The 17309-nt window shown below is 65.8% G+C and carries 17 protein-coding genes; 12 read left to right on the forward strand and 5 right to left on the reverse strand.

Annotated elements, in window-relative coordinates; genetic code table 11:
• Positions 1 to 141: 141 nt before the first annotated feature.
• Complete coding sequence (locus AWC16_RS02885) at positions 142 to 612, reverse strand: GbsR/MarR family transcriptional regulator (RefSeq protein WP_085263411.1); 471 nt, start codon at positions 610 to 612, stop codon at positions 142 to 144.
• A gap of 164 nt (positions 613 to 776) precedes the next feature.
• Here AWC16_RS02885 and AWC16_RS02890 point away from each other — a divergent pair, with 164 nt between their 5' ends.
• The 11 genes from AWC16_RS02890 to AWC16_RS02935 all read left to right on the forward strand — a co-directional run bounded on the left by AWC16_RS02890 (position 777) and on the right by AWC16_RS02935 (position 11387).
• Entirely contained in the window at positions 777 to 1688 is a 912-nt protein-coding gene (locus AWC16_RS02890) for an ABC transporter ATP-binding protein (protein WP_085263294.1), read from the forward strand.
• On the forward strand, positions 1685 to 2398 hold the full coding sequence (locus AWC16_RS02895) for a fluoroquinolone export ABC transporter permease subunit (RefSeq protein ID WP_085263295.1): 714 nt from the start codon (positions 1685 to 1687) through the stop codon (positions 2396 to 2398). Before AWC16_RS02890 ends, AWC16_RS02895 begins: the two co-directional genes overlap by 4 nt.
• On the forward strand, positions 2395 to 3153 hold the full coding sequence (locus AWC16_RS02900; RefSeq protein WP_085263296.1) for a fluoroquinolone transporter permease: 759 nt from the start codon (positions 2395 to 2397) through the stop codon (positions 3151 to 3153). The genes AWC16_RS02895 and AWC16_RS02900 overlap by 4 nt, the downstream gene beginning before the upstream one ends.
• 172 nt (positions 3154 to 3325) lie before the next feature.
• The gene (locus AWC16_RS02905; RefSeq protein ID WP_234812097.1) at positions 3326 to 4606 is read left to right on the forward strand and encodes a TrkH family potassium uptake protein; all 1281 of its coding nucleotides are present in this window, start codon (positions 3326 to 3328) and stop codon (positions 4604 to 4606) included.
• A complete protein-coding gene (locus tag AWC16_RS02910; protein ID WP_207572242.1) occupies positions 4572 to 5261 on the forward strand; it encodes a potassium channel family protein in 690 nt (229 codons plus the stop codon). The genes AWC16_RS02905 and AWC16_RS02910 overlap by 35 nt, the downstream gene beginning before the upstream one ends.
• Positions 5262 to 5749: 488 nt before the next feature.
• Entirely contained in the window at positions 5750 to 5887 is a 138-nt protein-coding gene (locus tag AWC16_RS24195) for a hypothetical protein (RefSeq protein WP_165759153.1), read from the forward strand.
• Positions 5884 to 6753, forward strand: coding sequence for a class I SAM-dependent methyltransferase (locus tag AWC16_RS24200; RefSeq protein WP_165759154.1), 870 nt, complete (start codon positions 5884 to 5886; stop codon positions 6751 to 6753). Before AWC16_RS24195 ends, AWC16_RS24200 begins: the two co-directional genes overlap by 4 nt.
• Before the next feature lie 343 nt (positions 6754 to 7096).
• On the forward strand, positions 7097 to 7849 hold the full coding sequence (locus AWC16_RS02920) for an SDR family oxidoreductase (protein WP_085263298.1): 753 nt from the start codon (positions 7097 to 7099) through the stop codon (positions 7847 to 7849).
• Positions 7850 to 7855: 6 nt separating this feature from the next.
• Positions 7856 to 8320, forward strand: a complete 465-nt coding sequence (locus AWC16_RS02925; protein WP_234812098.1) for a hypothetical protein — start codon at positions 7856 to 7858, stop codon at positions 8318 to 8320.
• Positions 8317 to 9993, forward strand: a complete 1677-nt coding sequence (locus tag AWC16_RS02930) for a GMC oxidoreductase (RefSeq protein ID WP_085263300.1) — start codon at positions 8317 to 8319, stop codon at positions 9991 to 9993. Before AWC16_RS02925 ends, AWC16_RS02930 begins: the two co-directional genes overlap by 4 nt.
• Before the next feature lie 47 nt (positions 9994 to 10040).
• Complete coding sequence (locus AWC16_RS02935) at positions 10041 to 11387, forward strand: cryptochrome/photolyase family protein (RefSeq protein WP_085263301.1); 1347 nt, start codon at positions 10041 to 10043, stop codon at positions 11385 to 11387.
• Between the two features lie 15 nt (positions 11388 to 11402).
• On the opposite strand, the gene AWC16_RS02940 is transcribed toward AWC16_RS02935, so the two are convergent.
• The 4 genes from AWC16_RS02940 to AWC16_RS02955 are packed head-to-tail and all read right to left on the reverse strand — an operon-like array spanning position 11403 to position 16005.
• Positions 11403 to 12764, reverse strand: a complete 1362-nt coding sequence (locus tag AWC16_RS02940) for a TIGR01777 family oxidoreductase (RefSeq protein ID WP_085263302.1) — start codon at positions 12762 to 12764, stop codon at positions 11403 to 11405.
• A 15-nt stretch (positions 12765 to 12779) separates the two neighbouring features.
• Positions 12780 to 13661: a DUF1295 domain-containing protein gene (locus AWC16_RS02945; RefSeq protein ID WP_085263303.1), complete on the reverse strand. Its 882-nt coding sequence runs from the start codon at positions 13659 to 13661 to the stop codon at positions 12780 to 12782.
• Between the two features lie 38 nt (positions 13662 to 13699).
• The gene (gene fadD5, locus AWC16_RS02950) at positions 13700 to 15229 is read right to left on the reverse strand and encodes a fatty-acid--CoA ligase FadD5 (protein WP_085263304.1); all 1530 of its coding nucleotides are present in this window, start codon (positions 15227 to 15229) and stop codon (positions 13700 to 13702) included.
• Positions 15226 to 16005, reverse strand: coding sequence for an enoyl-CoA hydratase (locus AWC16_RS02955; protein WP_085263305.1), 780 nt, complete (start codon positions 16003 to 16005; stop codon positions 15226 to 15228). The genes fadD5 and AWC16_RS02955 overlap by 4 nt, the downstream gene beginning before the upstream one ends.
• Positions 16006 to 16086: 81 nt before the next feature.
• Here AWC16_RS02955 and AWC16_RS02960 point away from each other — a divergent pair, with 81 nt between their 5' ends.
• Complete coding sequence (locus tag AWC16_RS02960; RefSeq protein WP_085263306.1) at positions 16087 to 17292, forward strand: TetR/AcrR family transcriptional regulator; 1206 nt, start codon at positions 16087 to 16089, stop codon at positions 17290 to 17292.
• Positions 17293 to 17309 lie beyond the last annotated feature (17 nt).

Raw genomic sequence — 17309 nt, forward strand, 5'->3', positions numbered from 1 at the left:
ATAGGGACGATTCATGCTAGACGCCGAGCATCGAATCGGTGGCATCGGGGCTATCGCGAGCTGGTGTTTGTAGTGCGGGACCGATCGCAGTCTGGGCGGCACGTGGCTTCACAAGAACGCTCCGAGGTCGGCGGGACAACGTCAATCAGGGGGCGTACTCTGCGGGCCGGACCCCTGGGCCTGATGGTGCCACCGGTCCAGCAGTACGGGGATCTCGGCCAACAGGAACGTGTAGAAGTTGCGCATCTGGACTAGGCGCTGCCGTGCCGGGCTGTCATCGCCGGTGGCGGCAATGCCGGTGTCGGCGGCGGCCTGCATCGCTGCAATCGTCTGGTTCTGTCCGGTGAACAGGATCGCCCAGGCGTTGTCACGCAGCCGGTAGTGGTCGCGGCGGCTGCCCGGCGCGGCGACCCGCTCGGCCAGCCCCACCGAGGTCAGCATCTTCAGGGCTCCCGAGATAGCACCCGCGCTGGCGCCCAAGGCATGGCCCAGTTCAGCCATCGTGAGGCTGGGCTGCTCAGTGAACAACAACGTCGCCAACACCCGCGCGGTCATCCGCTGCAGTCCGTGGCTGGTCAGCACCACGGCCAGCTGCTCGGCCGCATCTTGCAGTCCTGGGGACGTAGTCACGACGAATCCTCCTCACCCCAAAAGCTCTTCACTGTTTTCTGAAAGTTTAGTACAGTCAGCTTCGGTGTTCCGGGAAGTCTGGTCGGAAATGTTGTAGTCCGCTGTGCGCGTGTACCTGCGCCGACCCGAGAGGCACCCGCGAACCGATGCCCACAACACCGAGCACTAACGCGGTACCCCCGGCGACCACCACCGACGTCGTGATCAGTGTCGCGGGGCTGACGTTCACCTACCCGAACGCCCCCCATCCCGCGGTTCGCGGCATGGACTTCACCGTCGGGCGCGGAGAAATCTTCGGTTTCCTCGGCCCTAGCGGTGCCGGGAAATCGACTACCCAGAAGATATTGATTGGGCTGTTGCGGGGCGACGGCGGTCAAGCCAGTGTGTGGGGCCGCGATCCGCTGGCCTGGGGCCCGGACTACTACCAGCGCGTCGGGGTGTCTTTCGAATTGCCCAACCACTATCACAAGCTGACCGGCGCCGAGAATCTGCGCTTTTTTGCCGCGCTGTATGACGGGCCGACCGCAGACCCGACGAGGTTACTGGAGTCGGTGGGGCTGTCCGATGCCGCCAACACCCGGGTTAGCAAGTACTCCAAGGGAATGCAGATGCGGCTGACGTTCGCGCGGTCGCTGATCAACCATCCCGAGTTGTTGTTTCTCGACGAACCGACCTCAGGTTTGGACCCGGTCAACGCCCGCAAGGTCAAAGACATCATCTTGGGCCTCAAAGCCGGGGGGCGCACCATCTTTCTGACCACTCACGACATGTCGACCGCCGACGAACTGTGTGACCGGGTGGCGTTCGTCGTCGACGGCGCCATCGTCGCCCTCGACAAGCCCGCCGAGCTGAAGATCGCCCGCAGTCAACGGCGGGTGCGGGTGCAATACCGCACCAACACCGGCGGGTTGGACACCGCCGAGTTCGCGATGGACGGCCTGGCCGACGATCCGGTGTTTCACGCGGTGCTACGCAACCACCATGTCGAGACCATTCATAGCCGCGAAGCCAGCCTCGACGACGTCTTCGTCGAGGTGACCGGAAGGCAGCTGACATGACCCGGTTGGCCACCGCGCTGCGCCTGGAATTCACGTTGCAGACTCGGCAGAAGTTCCTGCACGCCGGTATCTTTTCCGGCCTGATCTGGCTGGCAGTGCTGCTACCGATGCCGCGCGACCTGCGCCCGGTCGCCGAACCCTACGTGCTGGCCGGCGACATCGCGATCATCGGGTTCTTCTTCATCGGCGCTGCGGTGTTCTTCGAGAAACAGGAACGCACGTTGGGGGCCATGGTCTCCACGCCCCTGCGGTTCTGGGAGTATCTGGCCGCCAAGCTCATTGTGCTGGTGTCGATCTCGCTGTTCGTGGCCATCGCCGTGGCCACCATCGCCGACGGTTTCACCTACCACCCGCTGCATTTGGTTGTCGGGGTGATCCTTGGGACCTTGTTGATGCTGGTGGTCGGCTTCATCACGTCGCTGCCGTTCGCGTCGGTCACCGACTGGTTTCTGGCCGCGACTATTCCGCTGGCGATCATGCTGGTCCCTCCGTTGATCTTCTACTCCGGGCTGTGGCCTCACGCGGTGCTCTATGTCATCCCCACCCAGGGCCCACTGCTGCTGCTCGGTGCGGCGTTTGATCAAGTGAGCTTGAGCGCCGGCCAGATCGCCTACGCGGTGGCCTACCCGCCGCTGTGTCTGGTCGGCTTGTGCTCGGTTGCCAAAGTGTCGTTCGACCGCTTCGTCATCGAAAGGTCAGGCGTGCTGTGACCACCGTGCTGGGACTGCGCGCAGGCAAGGCGCTGGCTGCGTTCGGCCGCAACGACATTCGCGGGACCTACCGCGATCCGCTGCTGGTCATGATTGTGGTGGCGCCGGTTATCTGGACCACCGGCGTCGCGGTGCTTACCCCGATGGTCACCGATCTGCTGGCTGAACGCTACGAGTTCGACCTGGTGCCCTACTACCCGCTGGTGCTCACCGCATTCTTGCTACTGACAAGCATCATCATCGCCGGCGGGCTGGCGGCCTTCCTGGTGCTCGATGAGATCGATGCCGGCACCTTGACCGCGTTGCGGGTCACCCCGGTCCCCGTGTCGACGTTCTTCGGGTACCGAGCGGCCACTGTCATGGCCGTTACCACTGTCTACGTGATCGCCACCATGTCGTTCAGCGGGATCCTGGAGCCGGGGTTGATTCCGGCGCTGATACCGATCGGCATGGTTGCGGGCCTGTCCGCGGTGGTTACCCTGCTGCTGATCGTGGCGGTGGCCAACAACAAGATTCAGGGCATCGCCATGGTGCGTGTGTTGGGCATGCTGATCGCCGGGCTGCCGTGCCTGCCGTGGTTCATCGATTCGGCCTGGAACCTGGCTTTCGGTGTCCTGCCACCCTATTGGGCAGCCAAAGCCTTCTGGGTGGCGTCCGACCATGGCACGTGGTGGCCGTATCTGATGGGCGGGGTGGCCTATAACCTGGCCATCGCCTGGCCGTTGTTTCGCCGGTTCGTCGCCAAGAACACCTGAGGACACCCAGGCTGCCCGCATGGTCGAGGCACCACTCGACACCCAAGAACGCCAGCGGCTCGGTCTGCGGTGGGGTCACCCTTGGGCGCCGTCAGCGCCGACGTAGCATCGCAACGTGGCGGGCACTGCCGAACGGTTCCATCCCGGCCGGGTGATTATGGGGTCGTTTGCGGTGGCGATCGCGATCGGCAGCGGCCTCTTGATGCTGCCGGAGGCCACCGAGACGGGCACCGGTGCCAGCGTCCTTGACGCAGTGTTCACCGCGACGTCCGCGGTGTGCGTGACCGGGCTGATCACCGTCGATACCTCCACCTACTGGTCAGCGTTCGGTGAAGTGGTGATCCTCGTGCTCATCCAGCTTGGGGGCTTGGGCATCATGACGGTGGCTTCACTCATGGTGGTGTTGCTATCCCGGCGGCTGGGCTTGCGGGCCCGGTTGGTTGCCCAAGCTCAAATCCGAACATTGACGCCACGCGATGTCGGGCGGGTGGTGCGCAACGTCATCATCTTCAGCCTGGCTTCCGAGGCCATCGTCGCCGCCATTCTGGTGATCCGGTGGGCCACCAACGGCCCGTTCACCGTTCGGGAATCGCTGTGGCACGGTGTGTTTCACTCGGTATCAGCGTTCAACAATGCCGGGTTCTCCCTCAACGCCGACAGTTTGGTCGGCTCCGTCGGCGACGCATGGATCATGCTCACGGTGTGCGCGGCCGTTATCGTCGGTGGCCTAGGTTTCCCGGTCGTGTTCGAATTGGCACGGGCCTGGCGTCATCCGCGTGCCTGGTCGGTGACCACCAAGCTCACGGTCAGTGTCACTGTCACCTTGCTCATCGTGGGCACCGTGGTCATCGCGGCAACCGAGCGGCACAATCCGGCCACGTTGGGCGCGCTGCCGACCGATAGCCGAATGCTGGCCGCGGTGTTCACCGCGACAATGCCGCGCACGGCAGGGTTCAACGCCGTCGATATCGGCGCCATGAGTTCGGAAGGATTGCTATTCACCGATCTGCTGATGTTCATCGGCGGCGGTAGCGCCAGTACCGCTGGCGGAATCAAGGTCACCACCTTTGGTCTGCTGGCCGTGGTGTTGTGGGCCGAGATGCGCGGTGAAAGCCGGGTCAATGTCGGAGTGCGTCAAGTCCCCGCGGACAACCAGCGCCAAGCCCTGGCTGTGGCAGTGCTGTTCGTCGGCGTGAGCGCGGTGGCCACGCTCACGCTGCTGACTCTCACCGATTTCTCGCTCGACCAGGTCTTATTCGAGACCGTATCGGCGCTGAGCACGGTGGGGCTGTCCACAGGGATCACCGCCGATCTGCCTGATGCCGCCGAATGGCTGCTTATCGTGTTGATGTACGTCGGGCGTCTGGGGCCGCTCACCTTGGCCTCCGCGCTGGCGTTGCGCCACCGCGAACGCCGCTATGAGCGGCCTGCAGAAAGGACCATCGTTGGCTGACCAGCGAAACGAACCTGTCGTGGTGATAGGTTTGGGCCGATTCGGCAGCGCGATCGCGCTCGAACTCACCCGGCGCGGCACCGAAGTGCTAGCCATCGACGAGTCCATCAAAGTGGTGCAGGGGCTGTCCGGGCACCTCACCCAGGTTGTCGCCGCAGACTGCACCGACATCGGCACCCTGCGAGAACTGGGCGTCGATGAGTTTTATCGGGCAGTGGTCGCGGTGGGCACCGACATCGAGGCCAGCATCTTGATCACCTCGCTGCTCGTTGAGCTCGAAGTTGAAGACGTCTGGGCAAAAGCAATCACGGCACACCATGGCCGCATCCTCGAACGCGTCGGTGCCAGCCACGTCGTGTTCCCCGAACGCGAAGCCGGAGAGCGAGTAGCCCACCTGGTATCGGGACAACTGCTCGATTACCTGCAAGTCGACGAGAACTTCGCGATCGCCAAGATCCATCCGCCGCAACCGATGGTGGGCCGGCCACTGGGGCACACCAAGGTGCGCTCCAAATACGGCATCACCGTCGTGGCGGTCAAGAATGGATACGAGGAGTTCACCTACGCTTCAGCCGAGACCGAATTATCGTACGGCGACACCATTTTAGTGACCGGTCGGGTCAACGACATCGATCGGCTCATGAGCCTGGCCTGACCCCCGAACCCTTCCGAATCCGATGGTGTGCGTCCCATCGAAGCCGTCCGTGACAGCCCACCGGTCGCGGTCAGCGCCGCGCGTAGACGCGCGTTCGATCGGAGAGGCCGCCAGGACACCCGCCCGGCGGAGGCCAGATAGCGCGCGCTCTATTCGGCGTCACCGGCCTGTTCGCGTTCACCCCAGCGGCATGCGGCCAGAATCGGCGCCACCCCAGGCGCCCACCCGAAACGCCCAGCTTCATCGCCACAAGCCCGCCGCTGCTGCATTATCTGGCCAGGGCGACGAGCGAGGGCGGCCCCGCGGCCGCCGAACTGCTCGACGAACTGGCCGCCGGAGCCGAGGAGTTCCCGACCAACAGATGGCCCGAGCGCCTTGCGCCCGGATCCGAGCGCGCCGCGATGCCGCGGCCGTGATGTGTGCCATGCACACTGGATTGGTGGTCTTGCACGACCGGCTGGCTCGACAGATGAACGCCGGATTTGACGGTGCCGGATGCCAACCGAATCGGGCTCGCCATGGTCGACGTGTACTTGGCCGTAGGCGAATTCGTCACGTTCGACACCGGCAAGCAGTTGACCGACTCGGTCACCCACTATCGCAACGACAAGAAAGGCAACAAATGACAGTGACGATTGACGACCTTACCCCGGTCGAGAAGACGCTGCTGATCACACTTGCCTCACGAGCCCTCGACGCCCGCGCGCCGCATCCACTGCTCGCTGATGAACTGGCCGCCGAGGTACTCGATCGCATCGGCCCTGCCGGTGCCATCAAGATTTCGGGCACTGTCAAGATCGCCGCACCGCTTCGCAGCAAGATGCTGGACCAACTCGTGCACCGATTCATCACCGCGCACCCCGATGCCGTGGTGGTGGAGCTGGGGTGCGGGTTGGAAACCCGCATGCACCGCATCGCCCCGCCACCGACGGTTGACTGGTACGACATCGACTTACCCGACGTCATCGCGCTGCGCCGCCAGCTCATCCCCGAATTGGACCGCGCACATCTGGTCGCGGCCTCGCTGGCCGAACCGCACTGGGCAGCCGGCATCCCACACGACCGCCCCGTCATCGCCGTCGCCGACGGCATACTCGGATTTCTCACCAAGGCAGACAACACCCAGATCCTGGCCACACTCACCGACCACTTCACCGTCGGCGGCGAACTCGCCTTAGTCGCCTACACGCGAATCGCCGCCAAGATGATGGGGGCGCTGCCCGTACAGATCGGCGAGCTCCGAGAAGTCGGGATACCCAAGGGCTACCAGGGATTCGGCTTTGACGATCCACGCGAGCTCGAGCACCTCAACCCACACATGACGTTCATCGAGGAGCAACTCGGTGCGCAGGCCATGGAATCCTTCAGTGATCCTCAGGCGCGGGCTTGGCGGGGCGATATCTCGTGGCCCACACGTATGTTCGGCAAGTGGTTCGCCCACTGGCGGGCTCAAGCCCGACGCGGCGTATGGGTCCTGCGTTACCGGTTCTAGCAGAGATTTGTGGTGTATCAGTGCGTGTCGCTAGCATTCGGCCAGCCATCGCTGGACCTCGCTAAACAGTCCACATCTGGAGACGCCGATCAGCGACGTGGTCGCTGCCAAGCCAGGTGAACAGGTGCAGTTGACGTCCACGACAGTGACCCCCGGTGAGGTTGGAGTCCGTCGAGGTCAGGTTATCTACAGGTTCCCATCTACACCCCGGGACGTCGCCGGCTCGCGCACAAATTTGAACGAACCGATCGAGAGTCCGCATGCCGAGGACCGATCTCGACCAGAATGAACCCGATCGCCGCGGCCCTGTCCGCTCGCCGCCACATACCGGGAGGGAACGCCCATGAAGATCGCCGTTGCCGGCGGGACGGGTAAGACGGGACGCAAAGTCGTCGACCAACTCCGCGGCAAGGGGCACCAACCGGTGATTCTGGCTCGCGCGCAGGGCGTTGACCTGATCCAGAACACCGGGCTTGACGCCGCACTCGACGGCGTCGAGGTTGTCATCGATGTCGCCGATGTCCGGACCACGAGCGCCAAGACCTCACGGGCCTTCTTCGGCACGGCGACGACCAACCTGCTGAACGCCGCTGAACGCCACGGCGTTCGCCACCACATCGTGTTGTCGATCGTCGGCGTGGACCGGGTGGCCAGCGGCTACTACCAAGGCAAGCTGCGCCAGGAGGAACTGGTGCGGGCCGGTGCCGTTCCGTGGACGATTCTGCGCGCCACACAGTTTCACGAGTTCGCCGACCAGATACTTGCGCAGATGCCCGGCCCGGTCGCGGTCATCCCGAAGATGCAGTCGCAGCCCATCGCCGTCAGTGAAGTCGCCGCCCACCTGTGCACCCTCGCCGTGGGCGAACCCCAGCAGATGGCGCCCGAACTCGCCGGCCCCCGTGTGGAGTCGGTGGTCGACATGGCGCGCCAGTTGATCCGGCGGCGCGGAGGGCGCAAGGCGGTCATTCCGCTACGTGTGCCCGGTGCAAGCGGAAAGGCCATGGCCAACGGCGCGTTGCTGCCCACCCAGCCGGGACCGCGAGGCCACCAGACCTATGCCGACTGGCTGGCCGCGCTCACGCCGGAGAGCAGGTAGACCCGCATGCCGTCACAAACTCCCGCGCCGCGTCGTCAGGAGAGTATGAATTCCATCCTGCATCGCGTATGTCTGATCATCTTGACGACCTTCGGCCTCAGCCTCGGAGCGTGGGCGTACTTCGCTCCGCTGAACTGGTACAACACTTTTCCCGGTATGGGCATGAGATGGTTGCTGGTGCTCGGCCCCTACAACGAGCATCTCGTCAAGGATGTCGGCGGCATGTTCCTCGCGCTCGGGGTGCTCAGCGCCGTGGCGGTGTACCACCTGCGCAACCGCCCCGTCGTGGTGATCACGGCGATCAGCTGGTCGGTTTTCAATGCGCTGCACCTGATCTACCACCTCGGCATGCTGCACATGTACGGCCCGCGTGACGCGATACTCAACGCTGTCGGCCTCAGCCTGCTGCTGGTGGTGTCGCTTGCCTTGCTCGTTCCCGCTCCAGACACACGCACGGAGGAACCCGAATGACATATGACTACGACGTTGTGGTGATCGGCTCGGGATTCGGCGGCAGTGTGGCTGCGCTGCGCCTGACCGAGAAGGGCTATCGGGTCGCCGTGCTGGATATGGGCCGCCGCTGGGCTTCCACCGATTTCCCGCCCAACAACTGGCATGTCCGCAAGGCCATGTGGGCACCGAAACTGGGCTGCTTCGGCCCGCAGCGGCTGACCGTGCTGGGCAAGACGTTCATCGCCAGTGCCGTCGGCGTCGGCGGGGGGTCGCTGATCTACGGCAACACCCTCTACGAGCCGCTGGATCGGTTCTACAGCGACCCGCAGTGGGCGCACATCACCGACTGGAGGGCCGAACTCGCGCCGTATTACGAGCAGGCCCGACGGATGCTGGGGGTGACGCCCACCCCCCACACCACTCCGGCCGACGAGGTGTTGCTGGCGGTGGCCCGCGACCTCGGGGTCGAGGACACCTACCACCCCACCAACGTCGGGGTGTTCTTCGGCGACGAGCCGGGCAAGACCGTCGCGGATCCCTTCTTCGGCGGGGCCGGCCCGGACCGCACCGGCTGCATCGGCTGCGCGCAGTGCTTCACCGGCTGCCCGCACAACGCCAAGAACACCACCGAGACCAACTACCTGTATCTGGCCGAGCACGCCGGCGCCCAGATCCATCCGCTGACCATGGTCACCGATGTCCGGCCGAACGGCGACGGCTATGTGGTCAGCACGGTGCGCACCGGCCGGTGGCTGCGCAAGCACAAGCAGGATTTCACCGCGCGGCAGGTGGTGTTCGCCGCCGCGTCGCTGGGCACCCAGCGGTTGCTGCACAAGCTGCGCGACACCGGATCGCTGCCGCATCTCTCGCCGCGGTTGGGCGAGCTGACCCGCACCAACTCCGAAGAGGTGCCGGTGGTGTTCGCACCCGACCGTGACGACTTCGCCCAGGGCGTGGCGATCACCTCATCGATCCACCCGGAAGCCAACACCCACGTCGAGGTGTGCCGCTACGGCAAGGGATCCAACCTGCTGTCGATGATGGGCACCCACCTGATCGACGGCGGGCCGTGGCGTTTCGCTCGATTGATGCTGACCATCGCACGCCATCCGGCGATGATGCTGCACAGCATGTTCCCGCGCAACGCCTCGGCGCACTCGATCATCGTGCTGGTGATGCAATCACTGGACAACTCGCTGACCACCTACCGCAAGCGTGGCCTGTTCGGCACCCGGATGACCGCAAAACAGGGTGTGGGGGAGCCTAATCCGGACTGGATCCCGACCGCCCACGATGTGGCGCGGCGGATGGCCGAAAAGGTCGGCGGCATGGCCGGGGGCACCTATCTCGACGCACTCAACATCCCGTTGACCGCGCACTTCATCGGCGGCTGCCCGATCGGCGAGTCAGCGGACACCGGTGTCATCGACCCCTATCAGCGCGCCTACGGCCATCCCGGCATCCACGTCGTCGACGGTTCGGCGATCACCGCCAACCTGGGCGTCAACCCGTCGTTTACCATCACCGCGCAAGCTGAACGGGCCATGGCGTTTTGGCCCAACAACGGTGAGGCCGACTCCCGCCCGCCGCTCGGGCAGCCCTATCGGCGCATCGCGGCGGTGCGGCCGCACCACCCGACGGTGCCGGACAGTTCTCCCGGAGCGCTGCGGTTGCCGCTGTCGCCGGCCTGACGCAGGAGTTTCGGCGCCGCTCGATGCCGAGCCGCTACCCTGGCGCCGTGCCGACCTTGCTGTGGTACCGCCGTGACCTGCGAGTCGGCGATCTGCCGTCGCTGTCGGCTGCTGTCGCAGACGATTCCGAAGTGCTGTGCTGCTTTGTGCTGGATCCACGTCTGGAGGCCTCGTCGGGGCGGCGCCGGCTCCAGTTCCTGGGTGACGGTCTGCGGCATCTTCGTGACGAACTCGGTGGCCGGCTGCTGATCACCCGCGGGCTCCCGCAGCAGCGGATCCCACAGATCGCCGCCGAGATCTCGGCGACGGCCGTGCATGTCTCGGAGGATTTCGCACCGTTCGGGCGGCGTCGTGACGAGCAGGTCCAAGCGGCACTCGGCGAAATCCCTTTGGTGGCAATCGGATCGCCGTACCTGGTCTCGCCGGGACGGGTGGTGAAAGACGACGGAACCCCGTACCGGGTCTTCACTCCGTTCTTTCGGCGGTGGCGCGAACACGGCTGGCGCCGGCCGGCGGCCACACGGACCGAGTCGACGCAGTTGATCGACCCGCCAGACCTGTCCAGCCAGGCCGCCCAGCCGGTGGAAATCCCCGACGTCGGTGGGCAGATCGAGTTCCCGGCCGGGGAGGCGGCCGCGCTCCAGCACTGGAAAGAATTTGTGGCCGACGGGTTGGACCGCTACGAACACGACCGTGATCTGCCCGCCCGCAACGGGGTGAGCCGGATGTCGGCGTATTTGAAGTTCGGCAACATCCACCCGCGCACCATGGCCGCCGATCTCGACCTCCAGAATCCCGGAGCCGCTGCGTACCTGCGGCAGTTGGCATTCCGCGACTTCTACGCGGCGGTTCTGCATCACTGGCCGCGCAGCGCCTGGCACAACTGGAACCACGAGTTCGACTCGATTCAGACCGACACCGATGCGCAGGCGCAGCGCCTGTTCGAGCACTGGAAGGCCGGAGAGACCGGCATTCCCATTGTCGATGCGGGCATGCGTGAACTGCGCGCCACCGGGTTCATGCACAACCGGGTTCGGATGATCGCCGCCTCGTTCCTGGTCAAAGACCTGCACCTGCCCTGGCAGTGGGGCGCCCGCTGGTTCTTGGACCAGTTGATCGACGGCGACCCGGCCAACAATCAGCATGGCTGGCAGTGGTGTGCGGGAACCGGCACTGATGCGGCACCGTACTTCCGGGTATTCAACCCGACACTGCAGGGCCGCAAGTTCGACCCCGACGGGGCCTACGTACGCCGCTGGGTTCCGGAACTAGCCGATGTCGAAGACTCCCACTTGGAGCGGGGGCAACGTCCGCCGGGTTACCCGGAGCCGATCGTCGACCATCGTCACGAGCGCGCTGAGGCGCTGCGCCGCTATCGACGGATCAGCAAGTAGGGCGCCCCGAACGGCTCATTCCTGGCCGGCACGCCCCAACAGATGCCGCAGCGCCGGCTCGAGTTCGGGTGTACGGAACCGGTGACCGGCATCGCCCAGGCGCACCGGCAGCACCCGCTGGCTTGCGCAGGCGAGTTCACGCGCGCCCTGGGAGCCGAGCAACACTCGTGGCCCCAGGCCCGGGACGGGAAGAATCGTGGGCCGGCGCAGCACTCGTCCGAGTGTCTTGGTGTATTCGCTGTTTCGTACCGGATTCGGAGCGACGGCGTTGACCGGCCCCGAAAGCCCGGTGTCCCACAGGGCCCGGTGATAGACGTCGACCAAGTCGTCGATTCCGATCCACGACAGCCACTGTCGGCCACTGCCGAGACGGCCGCCCAGCCCGGCTGCGAACAGCGGTCGCATCAGGCGCAGTGTCCCGCCCGCCGGCGATTGCACAATGCCGGTGCGGATGCGAACAACGCGGGTCCCGGACTGCTCTGCCGGGGCCAGGGCGTCCTCCCAGTCGGCGACGACGTCGGCCAGATAACCATCCCCGCGTTCACTGTCTTCGGTGAGGACCTCGTCACCGCGGTCGTACCCGTAATAGCCGATTGCCGAGGCGCAGATCAGAACAGTCGGTCCATCGGTGGTCCGGGTGACCAACTCGGCGAGTCTGCGGGTCGGCCCGATTCTGCTGTCGCGGATCACGCGGCGATGCTCGTCGGTGAAGCGGCCCGCAATCGACGCGCCGGCCAGGTGAATCACCGCATCAACCCCGGCCAACAGATCGGGATCCGGATCGTCGGGATTCCATTGCCGCTCACCGGGATCGGCTGCGGACTGCCGCACCAGCCGGATCACCCGATGGCCGCCGGTGCTCAGGAACGCGGTCAATGCCGAACCTACGAGCCCCGATGCTCCACTGACGGCCACCGTCAAAGGGTCCAGGCCATGCGCTTGGGCGCGCTGGTGCGCGGCGAGGTCATCGGCAAGCTGGCGGTGTCGGTAGACGAACATCGGCCGCAGCAGCGTCTCGGGAATCGGGGTGTCGACCCGGTCGGTCATCAGGGTCCGGCCGTCACCGAGATCGTCGAACTGGTGGGTATGCCGCCACGTCATCACCAGTCGCGCCGGCAGGGAGGCCAGGCCCCGGCTGCTCAGTTCATCGGCGAACTGCCGCGGAGGGTCGTAGCCGTCGGCCTGGTGTTGGGCCACCCAGCGGAGGCCACCGGGAAGCTTCAGCTCGGCTGTGCCGTCACGCAATGAGTCGGTTTCGGCGCGCAGCCGCATGGGCTGCCACGGTGGACTCAACCGGGCGAATGCGCCCGGTCGGGTATGCCAGGCGAAGACCTCGTCACGCGGCGCCTCGATCTCACTGGAAAACACCAACCCCATGCATCGACGCTACCGTCAGTTCGCAATGCGTCGAGGCGGGCGCGGGAAAAGGCGCGGCACCCGGTCGATCACATCCTGATACTCAGGCCGGCGTTGCAGGCTGCGGTCCTCCATCATCGGAATGCTGGCGCCCAAGAACATGGCCAGCATCGTCAGCACCCCGAAGAACATCCACCAGGCCTGAGCCGGTGCGGCGGCCACCCCGAACAGCGCGCATGCGAACCAGAAGCTGAGCTCACCGAAATAGTTGGGGTGTCGAGACCAGCCCCATACCCCACGATCCATCGCCGTGCCCGGTGGCTGGTCCCGCACGAATCGCTGCAACTGCGTGTCGGCGACCAGTTCGAGCAGGACGGCGGCGATGCCGATGACAAAGGCGACGACGGAGAGCCAGACCAGCCCGCGCTCGGGCCGGGTCACCGCGACATACACCGGCACCATGCCGGCGAACACCTGCAGCGTGGGAATCAGGTGAATGCCGACGAGGTCCGCGGCGAACTCCCCGCGCCCCGCTCGTTGCCGCAGGGTCTGATATCTCCAGTCCTCATGGTGCAGGCCGGGAAACCCCCAGGCCCAGTTGGCCGTGAGGCGCACCGCCCACAGCCCGACGACCACGGCGACCAACACGCAACGCGTCGTGTCGACATGGGGCGTGCTCTGCATCCACCAATACGCCAGCAGCAGCGGCGGGATGACACTCCAGTAGGCGTCGTAGAAGCTGGAATTGCGGAAGCCCCTGCTGAAGGCGAATACCACCAGGGTGGCCAACACGTCGGCGATCAACGTAGCGAGCCAGAGCTGTCCGGTGCTGGTTCCCCAAGCCAGCCAGGCGCCGGCTACGCCGATCGCGACCAGGTACGCCGCGCTGATGAGGCACAGCGATGCTGCCTTACCCATCGTCCTAACCTACCGTCCCAAGGGGTTCGTAGATTCCGCTAGCCGTACTGCTTGCGTAAGTGGGGCTTGACCACCTTGCCACTGGCATTGCGGGGCAATTCGGCCACCAGCACAAGCTCTTTGGGGTGCTTGTAGCGGGCGAGCCGTTCGTTGAGGAAGGGTTCGAGGTCGTCCAGCGTCAGCGACGCCTCGCCGGCGGTGACAGTCACGATGGCTACCGGAACCTCACCCCACTTCTCGTCGGCGCGCCCGATCACGGCCGCCTCCCGGATCATCGGATGCTCGAACAGCACGTTCTCCACCTCGGCGCAGTAGATGTTCTCACCGCCGGAGATGATCATGTCCTTCTTGCGGTCGACGACGTAGACGAAGCCCTCGTCGTCGACACGAACCAGATCTCCCGAGTGGAACCAGCCACCGGTGAAGGCCTCCGCGGTGGCCTCCGGCTTGTTCCAGTAGCCCTGCATCATGGTCGGCCCGCGGTAGACGATCTCACCGATCTCGCCGGGCGCCACGTCGTTCATGTCGTCGTCGACCACCCTGGCGGCGATGGTCGGGATCACCTTGCCCACCGAGCCGAGTTTGCGGATGGCGTCGGCGCCGTCGAGCACGCAGGTGATGGGCGACATCTCGGTCTGACCGAACACCGCGACGTTGAGCGCATCCGGGAAGGTCTCGGCCATGGCGCGCAGCACTGTGTCCGACGCCGGTGCGGCACCCCAGCTGATAACCTCTAGGGCCAGATCCCTTTGCCGCACAGTCGGGTCCGCGCAAATCAGCTGCCACTGCGCCGGCACCAGGAACACCGACGTGGCCCGCTCCCGCTCCCAGGCGTCCAGCGTCTCCGCGGCGTTGAACGCCCCGAGGGGGTGGATCACCGTCTTGGTACCGACCACAAGGTTGGGTGCGATGCTGCCCAGGCCGGCGATGTGAAACATCGGCGCGGCGCAGAAGTACACGCTGTCCGGGTTGGTTTGCAACGCCTGGATGCAGTTCAGGGACTGTGCCTGCAAGTTCGAATAGGACAGCATGGCGCCCTTGGGACTTCCCGTCGTCCCGGAGGTGTACATGATCAGTGCCGGGGTGTCTTCGGGGATGTCGGTTGCCGGGTACGGGTCTCCGGGCTCGGTGATCAGCGACTCGTAGTCGTCGCCGAGTACCACGGCCACATCGAGCCCGGTGGTGTTCTTGCGGACCGCTTCGATCAGCGGCGCGAGCAGTTGGTCGGTGATGACGCCCTTGGCGCCGCTGTCGGAGACGATGTAGCTGATCTCGGGGTCGGTGAGGCGGAAATTGACCGGCACGGCGATGGCTCCCAGGGCGTTGATCGCCAGCACCGACTCGACGTACTCGGTGTGATTGAGCATCACGATCAGGACGCGGTCACCGAGCCTGATGCCGCGCCGGAACAGTGCCCCGGCAAGACGTTCCGAACGATCGTGCAGCGCTCGCCAGGTGGTGTCGTTGCCACGACAGCGAAACGCGACGGCGTCGGGACGCATCTCGGCGTGGATCGCCACCTGGTTCATCCAGTGGTTGCGGCGAGACCGCAAGGGCTGTGCGGTCATTGGCCGAACACCGCCTTGCGCTTCTGCAGCATCGCGGAAGCGCCCTCGAAGAAGTCGGGGGAGCCCAGCAACTCCATTTGGCCGGCCTTCTCGCGGGCCAGCGCGGCCTCAAGTGATGCGAGGCCGGTGGCGTTGAGCGCCCGTTTGGTCAATTCCAGGGCACGGCGCGGCCCATGGGCCAGCTTCTCGGCGGCGGCGTCGACGCGTGCGTCCAACTCCGCGTCGGTGAGCACCGCGTTGATCAGGCCGGCGTCGCGGGCGGCAGTCGCAGGCAGGCGCTCACCGAGCAGTGCCATCTCATTGGCGACGGCGCGTCCGGCCGCAGCGGCGACCAGTGCGGTGGTGCCGCCGTCGGGCATCAGACCGATGTTGGTGAACGACAGCAGGAAATAGGCGCTCTCGGCGGCGTAGATCAGATCGGCGGCCAGTGCCAGGCCCACGCCGACGCCGGCGACCGGGCCATTGATCCGCGCGATCACCGGTACCGGGGTCTGGGCGACCGAGGTGACCATCCGGCTGGCGCAGTCCATCACCTCCTCGGGGCCGATTCCGCCGACGGCGGACAGGTCGGCGCCGGTACAGAACGCCTTGCCCTCGCCGGTGACCACGATGACCCGCACCTCGGGATCATCGGCCGCTCCAGAGAACACGTCGCCGAGGGCGGTCATGGTGGCGTAGTCGATCGCGTTGAGCCGTTCGGGATTGGTCAGCGTCACCCGCAGGACCCGGCCGTCGCGGGTCGCGGTGAGTTTGGCGGAGCCGGTGCTCTCGGACATGGTCTTCCTTTGCGGATGAAAATGTAAATTGTGGTTAACTTATGGGCGTCCGACCGAGCTGTCAACACAGGGGGGGTGAGAATGGCCACGACCGGGGCATCGACGACCCCGGTGCAGCGGCGCCCCAAGGACCGCAAGGCGCAGATCGTCAGGGCCGCCGCGCGTGCTTTCAGCGATCGCGGCTACCACGCCGTCGGTGTCGACGAGATCGCCGCCGAGGTCGGCATCTCGGGGCCGGCGCTGTACCGGCATTTCGCCAACAAGTACGCGCTGCTGGTCGCGACCGCCGAGCACGCGGCGGCGGCGTTGGTGACCGCTGCCCGATCCGCCGACGACCCGAACCGGCCGGCACGGGAACGGTTGGGTGCGATCACCGACGCGCTGATCGAGACCACGATCGGGATGCGACGCGAGGGCGCGTTCTATCGGTGGGAGCGGCGCTACCTGCAGCCGCCGGATCGCACGCACATCCGCGGCAGCTACGACGAGCTGAACGCCGCCATCGCCGAACCGCTGGCGGTACTGCGCCCGCGGCTGTCCGGTGTCGACACGGCGACCCTGGCCGCCGCGGCGCTGAGCGTCATCGGCAGTATCTCCGCGCACCGAACACGACTGCCCGCCGCGACACTGCACTCGCTGCTGGGTGAGCTGTGTTGGTCGGTGCTGACCGCCGAGTTGCCTCCGGCGCCGGCTGCTCCCGCGCCCCGGCGGCCGCAGCGGGGCCTGCCGAGCACCTCCAAACGCGAGCGGTTGCTGGTCGAAGCCATCCGCCTGTTCGGGCAGCGGGGCTTCTACGAAGTCGGTATCGAGGAGATCGGCACCGCGGCCGGTTTGAACGGCTCCAGCGCGTACCGCTACTACCCGAGCAAGGCCGCCCTGCTCGCCGCCGCCTTCCACCGGGCCAGCGACCGGGTGTTGCTGGTCATCACCGATGCCCTGGCCGAGTCGAGCGATCCGCGGCAGGCCGCGCTGCGGATCGCCGAACGCTATACCGCGCTGGCGTTCGCCGCGCCCGACCTGATCAACATCTACTTCGCCGAGTTCGCGAACCTGCCCGAACGCGACCGGGTCGAGCTGCGCGGGCTGCAGCGGCAGAACGTCAACGAATGGGCCCACCTGGTCGCTCAGGTCGGATCGGGAGAGACCGAAGCGGTGTTCCGCGTCCACGCGGCCCTTGCCCTTGTCGTCGATATCGGACGCCTGGTTAACTTCGACGACACCGACGAGCACCGGTCGCGGATCGGCACCTTGATGGAGGCCGTGCTCTTCGGCGGCGGGCAACGCTGATTCAACGCCGCGCTGGC

This window comes from Mycolicibacter longobardus (assembly GCF_002102265.1).
Taxonomy (GTDB): domain Bacteria; phylum Actinomycetota; class Actinomycetes; order Mycobacteriales; family Mycobacteriaceae; genus Mycobacterium; species Mycobacterium longobardum.

Bases quoted from the DNA above. Each gene is read 5' to 3' on its own strand.
- AWC16_RS02945 (WP_085263303.1), bottom strand. From the start codon at position 13,661: ATGGGTAAGGCAGCATCGCTGTGCCTCATCAGCGCGGCGTACCTGGTC.
- fadD5 (WP_085263304.1), bottom strand. From the start codon at position 15,229: ATGACCGCACAGCCCTTGCGGTCTCGCCGCAACCACTGGATGAACCAG.
- AWC16_RS02925 (WP_234812098.1), top strand. From the start codon at position 7,856: ATGCCGTCACAAACTCCCGCGCCGCGTCGTCAGGAGAGTATGAATTCC.
- AWC16_RS02940 (WP_085263302.1), bottom strand. From the start codon at position 12,764: ATGGGGTTGGTGTTTTCCAGTGAGATCGAGGCGCCGCGTGACGAGGTC.
- AWC16_RS02895 (WP_085263295.1), top strand. From the start codon at position 1,685: ATGACCCGGTTGGCCACCGCGCTGCGCCTGGAATTCACGTTGCAGACT.
- AWC16_RS02890 (WP_085263294.1), top strand. From the start codon at position 777: ATGCCCACAACACCGAGCACTAACGCGGTACCCCCGGCGACCACCACC.
- AWC16_RS02955 (WP_085263305.1), bottom strand. From the start codon at position 16,005: ATGTCCGAGAGCACCGGCTCCGCCAAACTCACCGCGACCCGCGACGGC.
- AWC16_RS02910 (WP_207572242.1), top strand. From the start codon at position 4,572: ATGAGCGGCCTGCAGAAAGGACCATCGTTGGCTGACCAGCGAAACGAA.
- AWC16_RS02960 (WP_085263306.1), top strand. From the start codon at position 16,087: ATGGCCACGACCGGGGCATCGACGACCCCGGTGCAGCGGCGCCCCAAG.
- AWC16_RS24200 (WP_165759154.1), top strand. From the start codon at position 5,884: ATGACAGTGACGATTGACGACCTTACCCCGGTCGAGAAGACGCTGCTG.
- AWC16_RS02930 (WP_085263300.1), top strand. From the start codon at position 8,317: ATGACATATGACTACGACGTTGTGGTGATCGGCTCGGGATTCGGCGGC.
- AWC16_RS02920 (WP_085263298.1), top strand. From the start codon at position 7,097: ATGAAGATCGCCGTTGCCGGCGGGACGGGTAAGACGGGACGCAAAGTC.